Annotated in this window: 13 protein-coding genes; 1 reads left to right on the forward strand and 12 read right to left on the reverse strand. The window is 57.1% G+C overall.

The window, feature by feature from the left end:
* The 4 genes from KHU33_RS09400 to KHU33_RS09415 form a co-directional block, all read right to left on the reverse strand.
* On the reverse strand, window positions 1–1,112 hold a 1,112-nt coding region (locus KHU33_RS09400), incomplete at its 3' end, for an SEL1-like repeat protein (RefSeq protein WP_211462584.1).
* An 11-nt stretch (window positions 1,113–1,123) separates the two neighbouring features.
* Window positions 1,124–2,641, reverse strand: a complete 1,518-nt coding sequence (locus tag KHU33_RS09405) for a DUF6396 domain-containing protein (RefSeq protein ID WP_211462585.1) — start codon at window positions 2,639–2,641, stop codon at window positions 1,124–1,126.
* A 113-nt stretch (window positions 2,642–2,754) separates the two neighbouring features.
* On the reverse strand, window positions 2,755–4,701 hold the full coding sequence (locus KHU33_RS09410) for a phospholipase D-like domain-containing protein (RefSeq protein ID WP_211462586.1): 1,947 nt from the start codon (window positions 4,699–4,701) through the stop codon (window positions 2,755–2,757).
* Between the two features lie 70 nt (window positions 4,702–4,771).
* On the reverse strand, window positions 4,772–7,546 hold the full coding sequence (locus KHU33_RS09415) for a type VI secretion system Vgr family protein (RefSeq protein WP_329956038.1): 2,775 nt from the start codon (window positions 7,544–7,546) through the stop codon (window positions 4,772–4,774).
* A 147-nt stretch (window positions 7,547–7,693) separates the two neighbouring features.
* Between KHU33_RS09415 and KHU33_RS09420 the strand changes: the two genes are divergently transcribed.
* Window positions 7,694–7,915, forward strand: coding sequence for a hypothetical protein (locus KHU33_RS09420; RefSeq protein ID WP_211462588.1), 222 nt, complete (start codon window positions 7,694–7,696; stop codon window positions 7,913–7,915).
* Here the strand turns inward: KHU33_RS09420 and KHU33_RS09425 are convergent.
* The 8 genes from KHU33_RS09425 to KHU33_RS09460 all read right to left on the reverse strand — a co-directional run bounded on the left by KHU33_RS09425 (window position 7,912) and on the right by KHU33_RS09460 (window position 17,216).
* Window positions 7,912–8,730 carry a M55 family metallopeptidase gene (locus tag KHU33_RS09425; RefSeq protein WP_211462589.1) on the reverse strand — a complete coding sequence of 273 codons (819 nt, stop codon included), beginning with the start codon at window positions 8,728–8,730 and terminating at the stop codon, window positions 7,912–7,914. The genes KHU33_RS09420 and KHU33_RS09425 overlap by 4 nt on opposite strands.
* Window positions 8,731–8,750: 20 nt before the next feature.
* Entirely contained in the window at window positions 8,751–9,782 is a 1,032-nt protein-coding gene (locus KHU33_RS09430; RefSeq protein WP_211462590.1) for a DmpA family aminopeptidase, read from the reverse strand.
* Window positions 9,782–10,681, reverse strand: a complete 900-nt coding sequence (gene gsiD / locus KHU33_RS09435) for a glutathione ABC transporter permease GsiD (RefSeq protein ID WP_211462624.1) — start codon at window positions 10,679–10,681, stop codon at window positions 9,782–9,784. The genes KHU33_RS09430 and gsiD overlap by 1 nt, the downstream gene beginning before the upstream one ends.
* A gap of 14 nt (window positions 10,682–10,695) precedes the next feature.
* The gene (gene gsiC, locus KHU33_RS09440) at window positions 10,696–11,616 is read right to left on the reverse strand and encodes a glutathione ABC transporter permease GsiC (protein WP_211462591.1); all 921 of its coding nucleotides are present in this window, start codon (window positions 11,614–11,616) and stop codon (window positions 10,696–10,698) included.
* 101 nt (window positions 11,617–11,717) lie between these two features.
* Window positions 11,718–13,271 carry a glutathione ABC transporter substrate-binding protein GsiB gene (gsiB, locus tag KHU33_RS09445; protein ID WP_211462592.1) on the reverse strand — a complete coding sequence of 518 codons (1,554 nt, stop codon included), beginning with the start codon at window positions 13,269–13,271 and terminating at the stop codon, window positions 11,718–11,720.
* 57 nt (window positions 13,272–13,328) lie between these two features.
* A complete protein-coding gene (locus KHU33_RS09450) occupies window positions 13,329–15,191 on the reverse strand; it encodes a dipeptide ABC transporter ATP-binding protein (RefSeq protein ID WP_211462593.1) in 1,863 nt (620 codons plus the stop codon).
* Between the two features lie 26 nt (window positions 15,192–15,217).
* Window positions 15,218–16,150, reverse strand: a complete 933-nt coding sequence (locus tag KHU33_RS09455) for an isoaspartyl peptidase/L-asparaginase family protein (protein WP_230414158.1) — start codon at window positions 16,148–16,150, stop codon at window positions 15,218–15,220.
* A 106-nt stretch (window positions 16,151–16,256) separates the two neighbouring features.
* Window positions 16,257–17,216, reverse strand: coding sequence for a MurR/RpiR family transcriptional regulator (locus tag KHU33_RS09460; RefSeq protein WP_211462594.1), 960 nt, complete (start codon window positions 17,214–17,216; stop codon window positions 16,257–16,259).
* Window positions 17,217–17,320: the final 104 nt, after the last annotated feature.

Consider the following 17,320-nt stretch of genomic DNA (forward strand, 5'->3'; position numbering starts at 1 on the left):
AGCGGCATGGCCTCTTTCGGCAGCACCCAGCCTTGCGGAATGTGGGCGCGACCGGAAAGGTTAGCGCCGGGTGTCGCGGCCGGCGGCGCTGGCATCGGCATGACCGGCTTGGCTGCATTGAGCAGGTCTTCCGGCTTGCCATTCCATTGCGGTAGTTTAGCCGGTGGTAATGGCAAGACTTTGTCGAGGTTGGGGAAGCGTAGATCTGGATTGTGTTCAAGGGCTTTTCCGAAAGCCCAATAACGGTCTGCCCGCGCTTGATCTATGCCATGAGGAGCCAGACCGCCAACCTTTTCAAATTCATCAGCCAAATAGTTTGCCGCTTGGGCATTACCAAATCTGACGCCTTCGTGGAGATAGCGGAGTGCTCGTGGCTTATCTTTTATGTGAAGTGTCACACCAAGCGCTAAAGCTGCATCGCCATTGCTTTGCGCAAAGGCACATTCCAACATCTTTATACCAATGACAGAGTTACCCCAAAATGTATGATTTGGGTCGTCAAAAACTGCATTTAAACTACGTCCGACAGTGAATTGTGCATAACTGCTGCCCATATCCGCGGCCTGTTGCCAGAACGCCCAGGCGGCCGTCGCATCTCGCTTGACGACAAAACCATCGGCATAGTAGTTACCCATCACAGCGTAAGCCAGCGGCACCCCCATCCGCATAGCATCTTCAGTCAATGCCATCGCTGCTTTAGAATTGCGCGCTACAAGTACCTTGTCAGAGTCGCGCAAGCCCCATACACCGGTCTGATACAGCGTCGCGAGATTGTTCATGGCTTTCCAATGCTTGCGTTCTGCAGCCTTGGTATATAGCTCGATGATGCGCGGCCAGTTGCGGTCGTCTTTCCACAGATCCGGTGTATCCAGCGCCAGCGCTTCCTGATACCAGGCCTCTGCCTGCGGGTCCAGCGCCGGCGTTACCGTCAGTTCGTGCTTGCAGATAAATTCGGTACGGTGCGGATGAAAGAGTTCAGGTATTTGATTACGTGGCAATTTATTGTCCATGGAACAGGCTGTTTGAGAAAGTGACAGACAAAGAAGCCACAGCGGCAGGCAACAACGCCATGCGCCGTCATGCCTGCTGGATGAGGTAAAAAATGGCATCATGCGGTGGCGCCTTACCCTGCCTCGACCAACTGCCACGTCACCATATCGCTGGCGACATCCACCAGCCAATCTTTATCCGGCTCCGGAAAGCGCTGTCCCTGCAACACAGCGCTCTGCCGCCAGCGCCAGTTCACCAGGGATTTCAGCGGATGCTCTGCCGGTATCGTCGGTTGCCAGACGCCGCTTTGCGGGCACGGATCTGCGCCGTCGCACAAGATCATGGCGGCGGGATTCGCGCTGGCGATGCGCCACAGGCCGCTGCGCACCTGGGCGGCCAATGCCGGCAGCGCCAACTGTTGCGGCATGCCCATGTAATGCCACATGATGCGACCGTCGGCTGAGGTCAGACCATTGCGCAGGCCTTCAAACAGATCGCCTTGGGCATACTGTTGCGGCGCTTGATCTTGATTCCATAAGAGATGGGCTTGGGTGCGCGGGCTGAGCAATTGCGGCAGCCAATAACCGGTGAACCGGACGGCGGTGCCTTCATATTGCGACGAGACTTGTCTGCCGTCGCTTGTTTCGGCAGCCAGCGGCATGGCCTCTTTCGGCAGCACCCAGCCTTGCGGAATGTGGGCGCGACCGGAAAGGTTGGCGCCGGGCGTCGCGGCCGGCGGCGCTGGCATCGGCATGACCGGCTTCGCCGCGTTGAGCAGGTCTTCCGGCTTGCCATTCCATTGCGGTAGTTTAGCCGGTGGCAATGGCAAGACTTTGTCGAGGTTGGGGAAACGTAGATCTGGATTGTGTTTCAATGCATCGCTAAACACTTCATAACGATCGGCGCGAGCATTGTCTATTCCATGAGGGGCAAGCCCGCCTACCTCTTGAAACTCGCCGCGCAAATAATTGGCTGCACCTGCATTCCCAAATTTCACGCCTTCGTGGAGATAGCGGAGTGCTCGTGGTTTATCTTTTATGTGAAGTGTCACACCAAGCGCTAAAGCTGCATCGCCATTGCTTTGCGCAAAGGCACATTCCAGCATCTTTATACCAATGACAGAGTTACCCCAAAATGTATGATTTGGGTCGTCAAAAACTGCATTTAAACTACGTCCGACAGTGAATTGGGCATAGCTGCTGCCCATATCCGCAGCCTGTTGCCAGAACGCCCAGGCGGCCGTCGCATCTCGCTTGACTACAAAACCGTCGGCATAGTAGTTGCCCATCACCGCGTAGGCCAGCGGTACCCCCATCCGCATGGCATCCTCGGTCAATGCCATCGCTGCTTTAGAATTGCGGGCTACGAGTACCTTGTCAGAGTCGCGCAAGCCCCATACACCGGTCTGATACAGCGTCGCGAGATTGTTCATGGCTTTCCAATGCTTGCGTTCTGCAGCCTTGGTATATAGCTCGATGATGCGCGGCCAATTGCGGTCGTCTTTCCACAGATCCGGCGTATCCAGCGCCAACGCCTCCTGATACCAGGCCTCTGCCTGCGGGTCCAGCGCCGGCGTTACCGTCAGTTCGTATTTGCAGTTGAACTCGGTACGGTGCGGATGAAAGAGTTCAGGTATTTGATTACGTGGCAATTTATCGTCCATGGAACAAGCTGTTTGAGAGAGTGAAATGCAAAGAAAGAACGCCGCTAAAACACGCCGCGATACACCCGCATATTTATAGATTGCATCGATTCGTGATTTGTTCATGCGTTGGCTACCTCGGTAGTTGAAACGGCTGGGGCCTGTGCCAAACGTATCCCAGTGGCACCAGTTCCTCCACGATTGTCTGAAAAAGTCACAATAAAGTCAGTGATACTTCCAGCATTTTTTATCGCATCGGCATTGTTTAGCATTTTTCTGATCCAATCTCCGTGCGTTTGTTTCATACTCTTTTTATCCCCGTTTAAGTCCTCGCCCGCTACATTCCCCCACACTCTCTGCCGTATTTCTTTGGGCAACTTAGCATCCATGCAAGCAATGTTGATTTCACTGTCACCCGCCATGCTGCGCAAATTCAGGTTGGCGCTGCCGAGTGTAAAAAATACGTCATCGATCACCAACAACTTGCTATGCATGTAGATCTCGCGGCATTTTCCTTTTTCACCCTGCGTGTACAATTTCGCCACCAATACCTGAATGCCCATCATCTCCAGATCAGCAGCACTGACCGGAGCGCGCATCGCTGACTGTTCGATATCAGCATTGATGATGTTGCGGTCGACGATCGTTGCCGGATTCGCCTTATCAAGTATTTTTCCGGCTTTTGCGTACCAGCGGTCGCCGGCTTGAACATTCCCCTCTCGTCGCTCCTGCACAGCCTTTTCGTAGGCTGGAAAGGTCGCGGTGCCGTCCGCTGCATGGGCCTGTCCCAGTTCCGCTATCGTGTCGTAAGTGCGAGGCACAAATTGTGGGCGCTCCGGCTCTGGGGTCAAGATGAACACGTACAAGTCGGGAATCGGCGGCTTGACGCCCGCAGCTTGCATACCCTTCAGATACAGTTGACGCATGGCCTTCAAATGTTCGGACCAGGCGGTGTACTGAAAATATTGGTTCTCGACATAGAGATAATTTCGCGCCTGGCTGGTAGCCAGCCAGTATGCTTCCTGCACGGTCTTATCTCGCTCTTCGGGTTGCGTTCGCACGATCTGTGCGATATGCGCCTTTGCTTTTTTCGGGATTGTGAATTGCTCCGGCTTGATGCCGTCTCGTACAAATGCCAACGAGCCAATATCTGACGGTTTGGGATCCCAGTCGGTTTTCGCACGATCCCACGCAGCGACAAAATTGCGGTTGAGGCAGTGCAAAGTAGAGCCTTTCACACGAATGGCATAATCGCGGTAAGGCTTCAGGCTCAGTGTCGGATTGTTCTCATCCACCGTTCCCTCCCAAAAATGGCCACGTCGCGGATCGTCGTAGATGTGCTTCGGCGTATCCCAACAGTCCGTGGTCGAATTGAGCCCCATCACATAGCCGACAGCAATTTCCGGGATCTCGTAGTCAATCAGAATGGGCTTTTGATGGTGACTGGCAATAGCCTTCATGCCGCCAAGTTCTCCCGGCGTATAACCTTTGGTGTCTCCCTCAATATTAGCGCCAACGTCCTTTGCGGCCGGATCGCGATGCCGCACATGCAGATTGGCAAATCTTCCTTTCATGGCCTTTTTCCACCATTGCTCGCAATAGAGCTGACGTTCTCGGCTGGGCGCACCTTTCTTCTTTTTGCCTTCGTCTGTATAGCCAAAAAGATTGTTTGCACCCCCTCGACCGATCCGGCCAAGTATTTGGCCCTCGCTACACCACACCAACATCCGAACGGTAACGCCTTTGCTGGCAACTTGAGTCAGCAGATCGCCATACAGTTGACCACGCGGCCAATTCTTGCCTTGACGATCCGAAACTTCCATACCAGGATCGAATCCCCAGAGAATCAGATCGACGCTACTTTTCGCTGCAAGAATATCCTTGACTATCTTCGGGAACGCCTCGGAGGCGCATACATAAAATTGCAAGCGGTTGTGTTTGTAAATCGGATGATCACCAGATTTATTCCGGTTCTCCAATAACCATTGTTTACTCATGTTGCCTTGACGACTTAACTCGTCAATGTGGAATTTTCCTGTCCGAAGCAGCTTGGCGATATCTGGCGGCATAACTATGCTTTCTTCAAATGATTAGTGGCAAATAAATCTCAAACCAAGAGGAACACGTCGCTTTCCAGACTTACGACGTTACCCCGTTTTCCGCATCACCCAAATCGCGGAAACCCTGATTCGACAGATGTTGCTGCTGCCCTTGAATTTTTTGATTGACCGGCAAGGTGATACGGCTGCCCTCGCTCAACTTCACTTCGTATTGGCTGGTTGGAATGTGATTTTTGACCACAACACGCCCCCATTCGTCGGTCACGCCGCGTTCTATCAACGCGCCGTCACGGTAGAGTTGATACGGCTCCGGGGTGCTGTGCTGCAAGCCAGCCAAGGTGTGCAGGTTAAATACCATTTGCTCTTGCGCCTTAACCGGAACCGGCAATTTTGGCGTAGATAAATTCGCCGGGCCAATCCAATTTCTACTAGCTGAATGGACTTTCCACGCGCCACTGGTGCCAGTGTCAATACCGCCAGCAGCCCATTTGGTATAACTTCCGCCGCCGTTGATCATCACTTCTTCCTGTGCGGTAATGGTGATGCGATTGGCGGTGTGAGTGATATTCAATTTCGCTAACAGGTTGATACTGTCTTTCAACGCTTGAATCTCGATATCACCTTGTGCGGCAGTGGCTTTGACGCCGCCGCGATGGGTGAACAAGCGAATCCCGTTTTTGACACTTGCCAGCAATCGCTGCCCAATCGACAGACTCACATGCCCGCCGCTGGTCAGTGCAATATGTTCGCCGCTGGCGATGTGCGTCGATTGCGGCGTGGTGGTTTCGATGCCGGCAGGGCTGGCAAGTATCAAATGCGGTTCGGCCAGTTCCGGGAAACTCCCCGCTTTCGCATCGCCGCCGCTGCCCTTGATGGCGTCGTTCTGGGTTTTGATGATCTTGGCGACGTCGCTTTGGTCACCGTTATTCTCTTGAGCCTGATGCAGTTGCGCAAGATCTGCCAGATTTTCATGCTGGTCACGGGCCTGCGTCAGACGCTGTACCGTCTCGCCCATATCGGTAATATGGGCTTGGGCGCTGCTGCGGCCTTCGGTGGTAATTAACAAACCCTCCTTAGCGCGGATCGCGCCGTGACCATCGGTACGCAATTCGTAACCTTGGCCTCTAGGATCTTTACGGCCGGCGTTGTCTTCGATGCGGGTGATATTGCCGAGACTGAGCTGGCTGTGCTGATGATCGCTCTTGAGCTGGACTTGAATCTTCTCTTCAGTGTCATCCATCACCAGATGATTGCTGCGGCCCGCGGCGCTGTTGCCGCCATTCGGCGTCAGTTCGCGACTGCGGAAACCGGACAAGGCGCTCTGGCCGGGCAACGACCAGGCCGGCAGATTCATTTGGTTGTGTACGCGCCCGGTGCAGATCGGCAAATCGGGATTGCCGCTGATGAAATCGATCAAGACTTCCTGTTTTATCCTGGGAATATGACTCGCCCCCAGTTGATTGCCCGCCCAAGGGCTGGAAACCCTTACCCAGCAACTGCTGTTTTGATCGGCTTGCCCCAGACGATCCCATTGGAATTGCACCTTGATCCGGCCCAGATTATCGGTCCAGATAGGCTTATTTTCCGGCCCCACCACGATGGCGGTGAGGATGTGCATGGCCGGTCTTGGCGTGATGCTTTCAGGCCGGTATTGTTCGCCCCGCAGCGGCACCACTTCAAAATCGACATTGACGCGAAATTGTTGCGGGTCGCCGTCCGGGCGCTGGGTTTCCTGCGCGACGTCTTCCATCTCGAAGCGCGTGGCGACGATCAGATATTCGATGTTGGCTTTGCCAACCGGATGCCGGCCCAGCGTGAAGGTGCAACCCGGCACCAAGGCACGCACATGGCCGGCGCCGCTGGCGCGTTCGGCGTTGTTGCGCAGGCGTTCCATGCGGATGCGGGCGTTCTTCTTGCCCTCTTCCAAAGGCTCGTTGGTCGCCTGCTGGGGGCCTGCTTTCGGCTGTACGTAATGGGCGTCCGTGTGATATTCGTAGACCTCGGCGTTATGGTCGGAGACGCGATGGTCGTTGTGGCTGACTTCCAGCGTGCTTCTCGGCCGGGTGTAGTCGTAGTCGCGCGAGGTGTAGCGGCCCGGAGTCACGCGGTGCGCGGGTGAAAACGTATGGATGAATTCTTGGTCGATCCTTGGCTTTTCGCCGTAGTAGTTCAGGACGTGATAGGCGTCGCTATGAAACGGTTGATGCGCGGCGTTGCCGTCAGTGAGCACCAGGCGATGCTTGCCGTCTTTGTGCTCGAAGAAATAGTTGATCCCCGCGACTTCACACAGTCTACTGAAGAAAGTGAAATCCGATTCCGAAAACTGGGTGACGTAATCTCGCTTGGGGTACGTATCGAAAAGACGCTTATCGACCGGAAAAGTGTACTTGGACAGCACCTCGTCCAGAATCTCGACAACGGATTTGTCCTGGAAAATCCGGCAATCGGCGTTGCCGTCAGCCCATTTCAACCACGGCTCCAGCGTGATTTCGTAAAACACATACCGTCCGACCTGGCGCAATATGGTCGCAGTGCTGACGAGACCGGAGATTTCACGGACACCGGCACCGATGTTAGCTAACCCGCTGCCGCCCGGCATGCCTGCAACAAAACTACCTGAGCCTTCCAACTGGATTGCTACGGTCAGTTCTTTGCCTAAAAAGGAGTCCAAGTCATCATCGACGGCCGAAGCGAAATTGACCAAGGCATCCGGCGTTTTGAGGATGACTGTATAGGCGTAGAGGCTATTGAGGGATTCGCTGCCCTTGATACTCACGGGTACCAACGCCGGCTGTCCCATTATTTCTGGGATGGCAACGCTTTTTACACTCAGTGTTCGTGGGGAAGTAAACATAGTGGCGGCGACTCCAAGTTGGATGACAAAATACCAATATTTATATTGATAATACGTCAACTTGTTCGGCGGCGCATCTAGTTTCTTTGCAAAACTATGTTGATTTCTTGTCAGATCGCATGCAAATGCTGTGGCGACAGGCCACGGATGCAAGGGATAGGTAAAGTGAGTTGGGCGTTTTTAGCGCACACAAAAAATCAGTATCAGCAGCGCCCCATATTCTTGCAGATGACAAAGATGCCAGAGATTTTTGTTGCGGATGATATGAGTGAGATGCTGGGCGCGCCAGTGAAACTTTCCAAGTTGAATAAACTACAGTCCATTGCAGCGTTACCGCAGCAATGGGCTGTTGAGCGCTCGCAGGCTTAACGCAGCATGAAAGACATCGCCGACAAGCTATTCAATACTCTCACCGCATATTGCACCGACGGCGCAGAGAATTCGACATTGACGCCGTCGATCCGTTGCAGCAAAGGCAATTGACAGAACAGGTCGGCTAGCGCCGGGCTCTGGATTTGCAGTCTGCACGTGATGGCCGGCGGCAGGATGAATGGACGGGCGGCATGCAGGTTGGCCAATGCGATTTGGGCGCTGTCGCTCAACAAGGTCAGTGCACGTTGCGGCGACAGCGACACGCCGCTGTTGCAGCCATCGGCAGTCTTGACGCTGACCAGCGTAGCCTGCGGAAACAGCGGTCGGTTCTCCGCTACAAAAACATCGTCGCCGCTGCCGAAAATCACCGGCACGCCGAACTCGCCGGCGAGCGCGCCGTAGATGCCGGCTTCGCCCAGTTCCTGATCGTTGAGCCAGACCCGCGAGAAAGCAAAGCTGTTGATGGTGTGGGCCAGGATGCCGCGGCTTTGCGAACGGCCGTGGTAGCCGACCATCATCACGCCGGCGACGCCGCTGTCGACTCCGCTCATCATGCCCAGCAAGCGCGGCTTGCCGAGAATCGCGGAGGCGGCGGGATGCAGCAGATCCGGCAGCAGGTTGCGGAAACCGCCATGCGAGTCGTTCACCAGAATCTCGCTCGCGCCGCCGGCCAACGCACCTTCGATGACGGCGTTGGCTTCCGCCGTCATCAAGCGCCGCGCGCGTTCGTATTCGGGATTGCCGGGGCGCGTTTGTTCGGGATGGAATACGCCGGCAACGCCTTCTATATCAACGGAAATCAGGATCTTCATTATGCTTTTCTCGTAAAAAACTAAGGCAGGCCGGCGGCCGCATCGCGCAAGGACAAGCGCTGATGGCCATCGCGTCCGGTCACGGTTTCAGCCGCAAATAGCGCATTGACGATGGCCTGTTCGGTGCTGTCGACGACTGCTTCAAACAGGGGATCCAGCAGGTTATCGTACAAGGAAAATGACCGCTGCAGCACACTGCAGGGCCGGTACGGCACGGTCTGCGCGGTTGAAAAGGCCAGCGCCAGATCACCGCTGCCATGGCCATAGATCGAGCCGGTACGGCCGAGGCCGACGCCGCAGCGGGTCGCCAACCGGCCCAGCTGCCGTGCATCCAGCGGTGCATCGGTGGCAATAATCATGATGATGGAGCCCATCTCGGGTGTCTCTGCCGCGGGTTGCCGCAAGCGCAGCAATTCTTCTCCGATATGCCGGCCTGCCAGCGTCAATCCCGCCAGCTTGCCGAAGTTGGCCAGCACCAGCGCGCCGATGCAATATTGATTGCCGTCGATGCTTGCATAACGCGAAGCCGAACCGATGCCGCCCTTCAGATCAAAACACGACATGCCGCGCCCGGCGCCCACTGCGCCTTGGGCAAATTCAGGCGCGGCACTGGCCAGCGCTTGCTGATAATGCCCGGCCGTGATGGCCATGGCCTGGATATCGTTCAGGTAACCGTCGTTACATTCGAACACCAAGGGATTGACCGTGGGATCGCTGCGGCCGATTTCCGGGTTGGCCTGGATCGCAGAAATAATTTGCGCGGTGGCGACGCTGCCGACCGACATGGTATTGGTCAGCGCGATCGGCGTCTCAAGCAGGCCCAGTTCCTGCACCTGCACCAGGCCGATGCTTTTGCCGAAACCGTTGAACACCGTTGCCGCCGCCGGCAGCTTGTCGCGAAACGGATCGCCCAGGTGCGGGCGGATTACCGTGACGCCGGTTTGCAGCGCGCCCTGCGCCAGAGTGGCGTGGCCGACCGTAACGCCGGCGACGTCGCTGATGGCGTTCAAGGGGCCGGCAGGCAGCCGGCCGATATGAGGAAGAGCAAGCATCAGCGGCGGTCGATCTTGGGATCCAATGCGTCGCGCAAGCCGTCACCCAACAGATTGAACGCCAGCACGGTAAAGAAAATTGCCAGGCTAGGGAAAATCGCGATATGCGGCGCCGTCATCATGTCGGCGCGTGCTTCGTTAAGCATCGCTCCCCATTCCGGCATTGGCGGCTGTGCGCCCATGCCGAGGAAGGAAAGGCTGGCGGCAGTGATGATGGAAGTGCCGATACGCATGGTGAAATACACCACCACTGCCGACACCGTGCCGGGGAAGATATGGCGCAGGATGATGATGCGGTCGTTGGCGCCGATGCTGCGCACCGCTTCGATGAAAGTCAGGTGTTTCAGCGCCAGCGTATTGCCGCGCACCAGCCGGGCAAAAGTCGGGATGCTGAAAATCGCCACCGCGAGAATCACGTTCGACATGCCGTTGCCCAGAATCGCCACGATGCCGATGGCCAGCAAGATACCGGGAAAAGCAAACAGCACATCGCAGATGCGCATGATGATGCGGTCGGCCCAGCCTTCGTAGTAGCCGGCAATCAGGCCGGCCAAAGTGCCGACCACCGCGCCCACCGCCACCGATGAGAAACCGGCGGTGAGGGAAATACGGGTGCCCATCAGGATCCGGCTGAAAATATCGCGGCCGAGGGAATCGACGCCGAACCAGTGCGCCAGCGACGGCCCGGCGTTCAAGGCGTCGTAATCGAAATAATTCTCGGCGTCGTAAGGCGCCAGCCAGGGTGCGGCAATCGCTACCACGATCAGGAACAGCACGAAACAGCCGGCCGCGACCGCCAGATGCTGTTTCTTGAACTTGCGCCAGAATTCGCTCCAAGGAGTGCGGATGGTATTGGGCAGCGGTGCGGCAGCAACTGCAGCCACGGGATTGAGTGGAATAGACACAGGCGGCCTCACTTGTAACGGATGCTAGGGTTGATGACGGCGTACAGCACGTCAACCACCAGATTGATGAAAATGAATTCCAGCGAAAACAGCAGGATCTCGGCCTGGATGATCGGATAGTCGCGCATTTCAACGGCGTCGATCAGGAGCCGGCCCATGCCGGGCCAGTTGAACACTTTTTCCACCACGATCGAGCCGCCCAGCAAGAAGCCGAATTGCAAGCCCATCATGGTGACTACCGGAATCAGGGAATTGCGCAGGCAGTGCTTGAGCACCACGATGGTTTCCGACAAGCCTTTGGCGCGTGCCGTCCGGACAAAATCTTCCTGCAAGACTTCGACGAAGGAGGAGCGGGTAAAGCGCGCCATCACGGCGGCCACCGCTGCGCCCAGCGCCAGCGACGGCAGGATGTAATGACGCCAGCTGTCGGCGCCTATGGTGGGCAGCCAGCCGAGCTGGACCGAGAACAGCTCCATCAGCAGCATGCCGAGCGCAAATGAAGGGAAAGAAATGCCGGATACCGCCAGCGTCATGCCCAGGCGATCCGGCCATTGATTGCGCCATACCGCGGAAACGATGCCGATCACCAGGCCGAACAGCACCGCCCACATCATGCTGGTGATAGTGAGCCAGAAGGTAGGCCAGAAACGTTCGGCGATTTCATCGCTGACCGGGCGCTTGCTGCGCAGGGAATGGCCGAAGTCGCCGCGCACAGCCTTGCTGAAATAGTTGATGAATTGCAGGTGCATCGGCTGATCCAGGCCGAGATCCTTGCGGATCAGCTCGACCGTCTGCGAATCGGCTTCAGGCCCGGCCACCAGCCGCGCCGGATCGCCCGGCAGCAGATGGACAAACAGGAATACCATGAGCGCCACGATCAGCAAGGTTGGTATCAGGCCCAGCAGGCGTTTTAGTACGTAAGGAAACATGGGGCACTCGGGTAATTGGCCAAATCGCGGCGATAGAATATGTTTGCTGAAAATCTCTGCTGCGTCATCCCCGCGTTCGCGGGGATGACGCTGGCTGACGATTATTTCATTTCGATTTCATCGAAATTGAAAGAACCGTCAGGCATCACATAGATACCTTTCAGGCTCTTGCTGCGTGCATACAACAGTTTCTCGGTAACCAGGAAAGCCCACGGCGCATCTTTCCAGATTTCGGTTTGCGCATCTTTGTAGAGCGCGGTTTTTTCGGTGCGGTCGGTAGTGGTCAGCGCCTTGGCGATATCGGCGTCGACTTTGTCGTTCTTGTAGTAAGCCGTGTTGAACAGCTTGGGCGGGAACGATTCCGAGGCCAGCAAAGGACGCAGGCCCCAGTCGGCTTCGCCGGTCGAGGACGACCAGCCGGTGTAGTACATGCGCACCGGTGCGTTGGCCGCAACCGGCGCGCTTTCCACTTTCTCTACACGTACGCCGGCTTCCAGCGCCATCACCTTGGCCTTGATGCCGACCTGCGCCAGTTGCTGTTGCACGAACTGGATGATCTTTTGCGCGGTAGTGTGGTTATAGGCAGACCACAATTCGGTTTCGAAGCCGTTCGGATAGCCGGCTTCAGCCAGCAATTGCTTGGCCTTTTTCGGATCGTACGGCCAAGGTCCGGTCTTCAGCGCGTAATCGACGCCTTGCGGCAGCACGCCGTCCTGTGGCGCTGCGTAGCCGCTGAAGGCCACTTTGATGAGTGCTTCTTTGTTGATGGCGTAGTTGATGGCTTGCCGTACTTTCGGATTGTCGAAAGGCTTTTGCAGCGTATTCATCGAAATGTAGCGTTGCACGATCGACGGCGAGGAGATCAGGTCCAGATTAGGCTTGCCTTTCAGCAGTTCGGCTTGCTCGAAAGGGATGCGGAAGGCGAATTGCGCCTCACCTGTTTGCATCACGGCGCTACGGGTATTGTTGTCGACCACCGGCTTCCAGGTGATGCTGTCGATCTTCGGGTAACCCTTCTTCCAGTAGCCGTCGAACTTGCTGACCTTCAGGTAATCGGTCTGTTTCCATTCTTCAAACTTGAACGGGCCGGTGCCGACCGGATGGAAGGCGATATCCTTGTTGCCGTATTTCTTGAGCGCGGTCGGCGAAATCATCGCCGCGGAAGAGTGGGCCAGAGTATTGATGAAAGGCGAGAACGGCTCTTTCAGGGTGATCTTGACTTCGTAATCGTTGACGACGTCGACCTTGGAAATCCGGTTGAACAAATTGAAGCGCTTGAGCTTGTTGTCCGGATTGATAACCCGTTCCAGCACCATCTTCACTGCATCCGACTTGAAGTCGGTGCCGTCCTGGAACTTGACGCCTTTGCGCAGGCGAATGTTGTAGACCAAGCCGTCTTTGCTGACTTCATAGCCTTCCGCCAGCACATTGACCAGCTTCAAATCCTTGTCGAAGCCGAACAAGCCTTGATAGAAGGATTTGATGGCCGCTTGCGACAGCGTGTCGTTGCTGTCATATGGATCGAGCGTGGTAAAGGTCGAATCGACCGCCAGCGTGACGTCTTTGGCGGCGAAAGCCTGGCCGACGGCGAATTGAGCGGTCAGTGCAACGGCGGTAGTTGCCAGTGCCTTGCCGAAATATCGAGTAGTGCGCATGTGTTATTCCCCTGGTTCAAAAAGTCGTTGAAGATAAACAAACAAAGCAGAAAACGCTTAAAAGGCACCGGCAATCCGGTGAGTTGCAACAAAGTGTCCCGGGCCGACTTGCTTCAGCGGTTCGACCACGGGCAGGTCATCGATATTGCGGATCGGGCTGGGAATTTCTTCCGGCAGCATTTCGCGCTGGCGATGACGTTGATTCGGATCGGCAACCGGCACCGCCGCCATCAGCTTCTTGGTATAAGGATGCTGCGGATTTTCAAAGATCGCGCGGCGCGGACCGATTTCGACGATCTGCCCCAGATACATGACGGCGACCCGATGGCTGATGCGTTCCACCACCGCCATGTCGTGCGAAATGAAAATGAATGAAATGCCCAGTTCCCGTTGCAGATCGAGCAGCAGATTGACGATCTGCGCCTGGATCGAGACATCCAGCGCCGATACCGATTCGTCGGCGATGACGATCTTCGGGTTCAACGCCAGCGCCCGGGCGATGCAGATCCGCTGGCGCTGGCCGCCGGAGAATTCATGCGGATAACGCTGCGCATGTTCCGGCAGCAGGCCCACCCGCTCCAGCAGCGCCGCGACTTTCTCTTGCGCGCCTTCCGCCATGCCGTGCACCAGCAGCGGCTCCATGATGGAATAGCCGACCGTCAGGCGCGGATCCAGCGAAGCAAACGGATCCTGGAAAATAAATTGAATCTCGCGCCGCAGCGAGCGTAGTTCCGAGCGTGGCAGCTTGGCCAGATCGCGGCCGCCGAACTCGACGCTGCCGCTGGTGATGTCGACCAGCCGCAGCAGCGAACGGCCGGTGGTCGATTTGCCGCAACCGGATTCGCCCACCAAGGCCAGCGTTTCGCCCGGATACAGATCGAAATTGATTTGTTCAACCGCATGCACGCGTTGCTTGACGCGGCTGAAGACGCCGCTTTTGACATCGAAACGGGTGGTCAGATTGCGCACCTTCAGCAGCGGTTGCTGCTGCGGATCGGAACCGGGAATGGCGCGGATGATTTTCGCTTCCGCCTCCATTTCAGGAGTGACGATTGCGCCTGCAATGGCAATCCGTTCCGGCAAATCGGTGCCATGCATGGCGCCCAGGCGCGGCACGGCCGCCAGCAAGGCGCGGGTGTAGGGGTGCTGCGGCGCTTCAAAGATCGCGTGCACATTGTTTTCTTCGACCTTTTCACCGCGGCACATGACCACTACCCGATCGGCGATTTCGGCCACTACGCCCATATCGTGGGTGATGAAGATCACCGCCATCTGCATTTCATCCTGCAGTGCGCGTATCAGCTGTAGAATCTGCGCCTGGATCGTCACATCCAGCGCGGTGGTCGGCTCGTCGGCAATCAACAGCGATGGTTTGCAAGACAGCGCCATGGCGATCATCACGCGCTGGCGCATGCCGCCGGAGAGCTGATGCGGATGGCGGTCAAGGATGCGCCGCGCTTCCGGGATACGCACCGTTTCCAGCATGCGCAAGGCTTCGGCGCGTGCTGCGGCCATGCTCTTGCCTTGATGCAGGCGTATCGATTCGGCGATCTGTTCGCCGACCGTGAACACCGGATTGAGCGAGGTCATCGGCTCCTGGAAAATCATGGCGATTTCCGAACCGCGGATGCGGCGCATGGTGTGCTGATCGGCACTGGCCAGATCGATGACGCTGCCGTCGCGGCGCTGGAAATTCATGCGGGCGCCGGTGATGCGGCCGCCGCCGTAATCGATCAGGCGCATGATGGCTTGCGACGATACCGATTTGCCCGATCCGGATTCGCCGACGATGGCCAGCGTTTCACCGGCATCGATATGGAAGGACAGATCGCGCACCGCTTCCACCTTGCGTTCGGAAGTGGTGAAGCCAACGCTCATTTGTTCCACCGTCAGCACCCGACGGCCGATTTGCTTGTTCATAGGATCGCTTTCTGTCGCTGCTTGCATCATTTGTAGATTGCCGTTACCGGGGCTTCGCCGACCTTGGCAAAGCCGCGATACATGCCTTCGGTATTGAACGGCAGCGTCACATTGCCGTGCGCATCGATGGCGATCAAGCCGCCGCGGCCCTTATAACGCGGCAACAGATCCATCACAACTTGTTGTGCCGCGTCCTGCAACGACTGGCCTGCATATTCCATGCGCGCCGAAATATCGTAAGCCGCCACGGTGCGCATGAATGCTTCGCCGGTGCCGGTGGCGGAAATAGCGGCGGTGCGGTTGTTGGCGTAGCAGCCGGCGCCGATCAGGGGCGAATCGCCGACCCGGCCAACCCGCTTGTTGGTGATGCCGCCGGTCGAGGTGGCTGCCGCCAGGTTGCCATGCATGTCGACCGCAACCGCGCCGACCGTGCCGAATTTATTGTCGGGATCGATGGGCGCAATATCGATCTCTAGCTCGCTTGCAGCTTCACTTGCAGCTTGGCTGGCGGCGTCGTGATCGAGCAACAGCATGCCTTCCTGATCGCGGGCGCGCAGCCATTGCGCGTGCCGGGCTTCGGTATGGAAGTAGTCTGGCTCCACCATCTGCACGCCATGCTGGGCGACAAAGGCTTCAGCGCCTGCGCCTACCAGCAGAATATGTTCGCTATGTTCCATGACGGCGCGCGCCGCCAGTATCGGATTGCGCACATGTTCGACGTTGGCGATGGCGCCGGCGTCCAGCGTGGCGCCGTCCATGATTGCGGCGTCCAGCTCGTGCGTGCCGGCATGGGTGTAGACCGCGCCTTTGCCGGCGTTGAACAACGGGCAATCTTCCAGCATGCTGACGGCGCAGGCAACCGCATCCAGCGCGCTGCCGCCGTCCGCCAGAATTTTCTGGCCGGCGCTGAGGATTTCATTCAGCGCGTCGTGGTAGGCCTTTTCCTGTGCCGTGTTCATGGCGCTGCGCAAGATGGTGCCGGCGCCGCCGTGGATGGCGATGGTGGCGATATTAGTTGGGGTGGTCACACTCGTGGTTGCATTCGTAGTTACATTGTTACTCACGTTATTTCGCCTTCGCTGCAGATTTTGTGGTTGCCGCTTTGCGGGCCTTGTTTTGTGTGTCCGGTTGCCGTTGCCCGTCCGGGTGATGCAGCCAGGGCAGCACAGCTTCAGTCATTTTCGACGCCGCATGCACCGACCGGTTGGCGCGATGGGCGACAGCGTCGCATACCGCCTGGATCAGGGCTAGCGCCGCCGCATCCGAGGTTGGCGACAACAGGCGTTCGGTCTGTGCGTACAAGGTCACGTCCGCCAACGGCACCAGCGGCGATGTCGGGCCATCGGTAAACGCCAGCAGTTGCGCCGAGCGCTCCTTGGCGCGGCTTGCCAGCGTCACGGTATCGGTGACATAGCGTGGAAAAGCCAGCGCAATGACCAGGTCGCGCTGATCGAGTTTGAAGAATTGGCGTCCGGTTTGCGACGGCCCGCCGGGCCCGGCCGCCGACAGCACCGTGCGGCAATAGGGTTCCAGAGCGTGCGCCATGATGCCGGCCAGAAAAGCGCTGGCGCCGAAGCCGACGATGAATATCCGGTCTGCATTGAGAATCATGCTGACCGCCCGATCGCAATGCTGCGGCGATAGGGCGCGTCGGGTGGCTTCCAGGTTTTGCATGTCGGCTGTCAGCGCCGCGGCCATGATTTCCGCGCTGCTGGCGGGGCGCAGCACCTGGTCGCGCAGTTTTTCGACCGGCGCCAGCGACGAAGCAAAATCCAGCACCAGCGCCGCCCGGAATGCCGGGTAACCATCGAATCCCAATGCATGCGCAAAACGGTTTGCCGTCGCCAGCGATACGCCGACTGCATCAGCCAGTTCGTCTATGGTCATGGTGGCGGTATGGAATACATTCGCTAGCACGTAGTCGGCTGCCTTGCGGTGCGCTTTCGATAATTCCGGATAGGCTTTGCCTATGCGTGCTGCGACCGCACTTTCGCGTTGCCATGCTGTGATTGCGGAATGTTGCACCGTCTGCCCCTTGGATTGGTTTTTATAATTTGTGTAAATATATTTTCATTTCGTTTGCAAGTAAAGGAAATTTATTTTCTTTTTTGAGATGTGTATTTTGTGTC

The sequence above is a fragment of the Collimonas silvisoli genome (assembly GCF_018305005.1).
In the GTDB taxonomy this organism is placed as follows: Bacteria; Pseudomonadota; Gammaproteobacteria; order Burkholderiales; family Burkholderiaceae_D; genus Collimonas; species Collimonas silvisoli.

Excerpts from the sequence above, each read along its gene's own strand:
- KHU33_RS09430 (WP_211462590.1), bottom strand. The coding sequence starts at position 9,782 with ATGCTTGCTCTTCCTCATATCGGCCGGCTGCCTGCCGGCCCCTTGAAC.
- KHU33_RS09450 (WP_211462593.1), bottom strand. The coding sequence starts at position 15,191 with ATGAACAAGCAAATCGGCCGTCGGGTGCTGACGGTGGAACAAATGAGC.
- KHU33_RS09425 (WP_211462589.1), bottom strand. The coding sequence starts at position 8,730 with ATGAAGATCCTGATTTCCGTTGATATAGAAGGCGTTGCCGGCGTATTC.
- gsiC (WP_211462591.1), bottom strand. The coding sequence starts at position 11,616 with ATGTTTCCTTACGTACTAAAACGCCTGCTGGGCCTGATACCAACCTTG.
- KHU33_RS09420 (WP_211462588.1), top strand. The coding sequence starts at position 7,694 with ATGCAAGGGATAGGTAAAGTGAGTTGGGCGTTTTTAGCGCACACAAAA.
- KHU33_RS09455 (WP_230414158.1), bottom strand. The coding sequence starts at position 16,150 with ATGAACACGGCACAGGAAAAGGCCTACCACGACGCGCTGAATGAAATC.
- KHU33_RS09415 (WP_329956038.1), bottom strand. The coding sequence starts at position 7,546 with ATGTTTACTTCCCCACGAACACTGAGTGTAAAAAGCGTTGCCATCCCA.
- gsiB (WP_211462592.1), bottom strand. The coding sequence starts at position 13,271 with ATGCGCACTACTCGATATTTCGGCAAGGCACTGGCAACTACCGCCGTT.
- KHU33_RS09410 (WP_211462586.1), bottom strand. The coding sequence starts at position 4,701 with ATGCCGCCAGATATCGCCAAGCTGCTTCGGACAGGAAAATTCCACATT.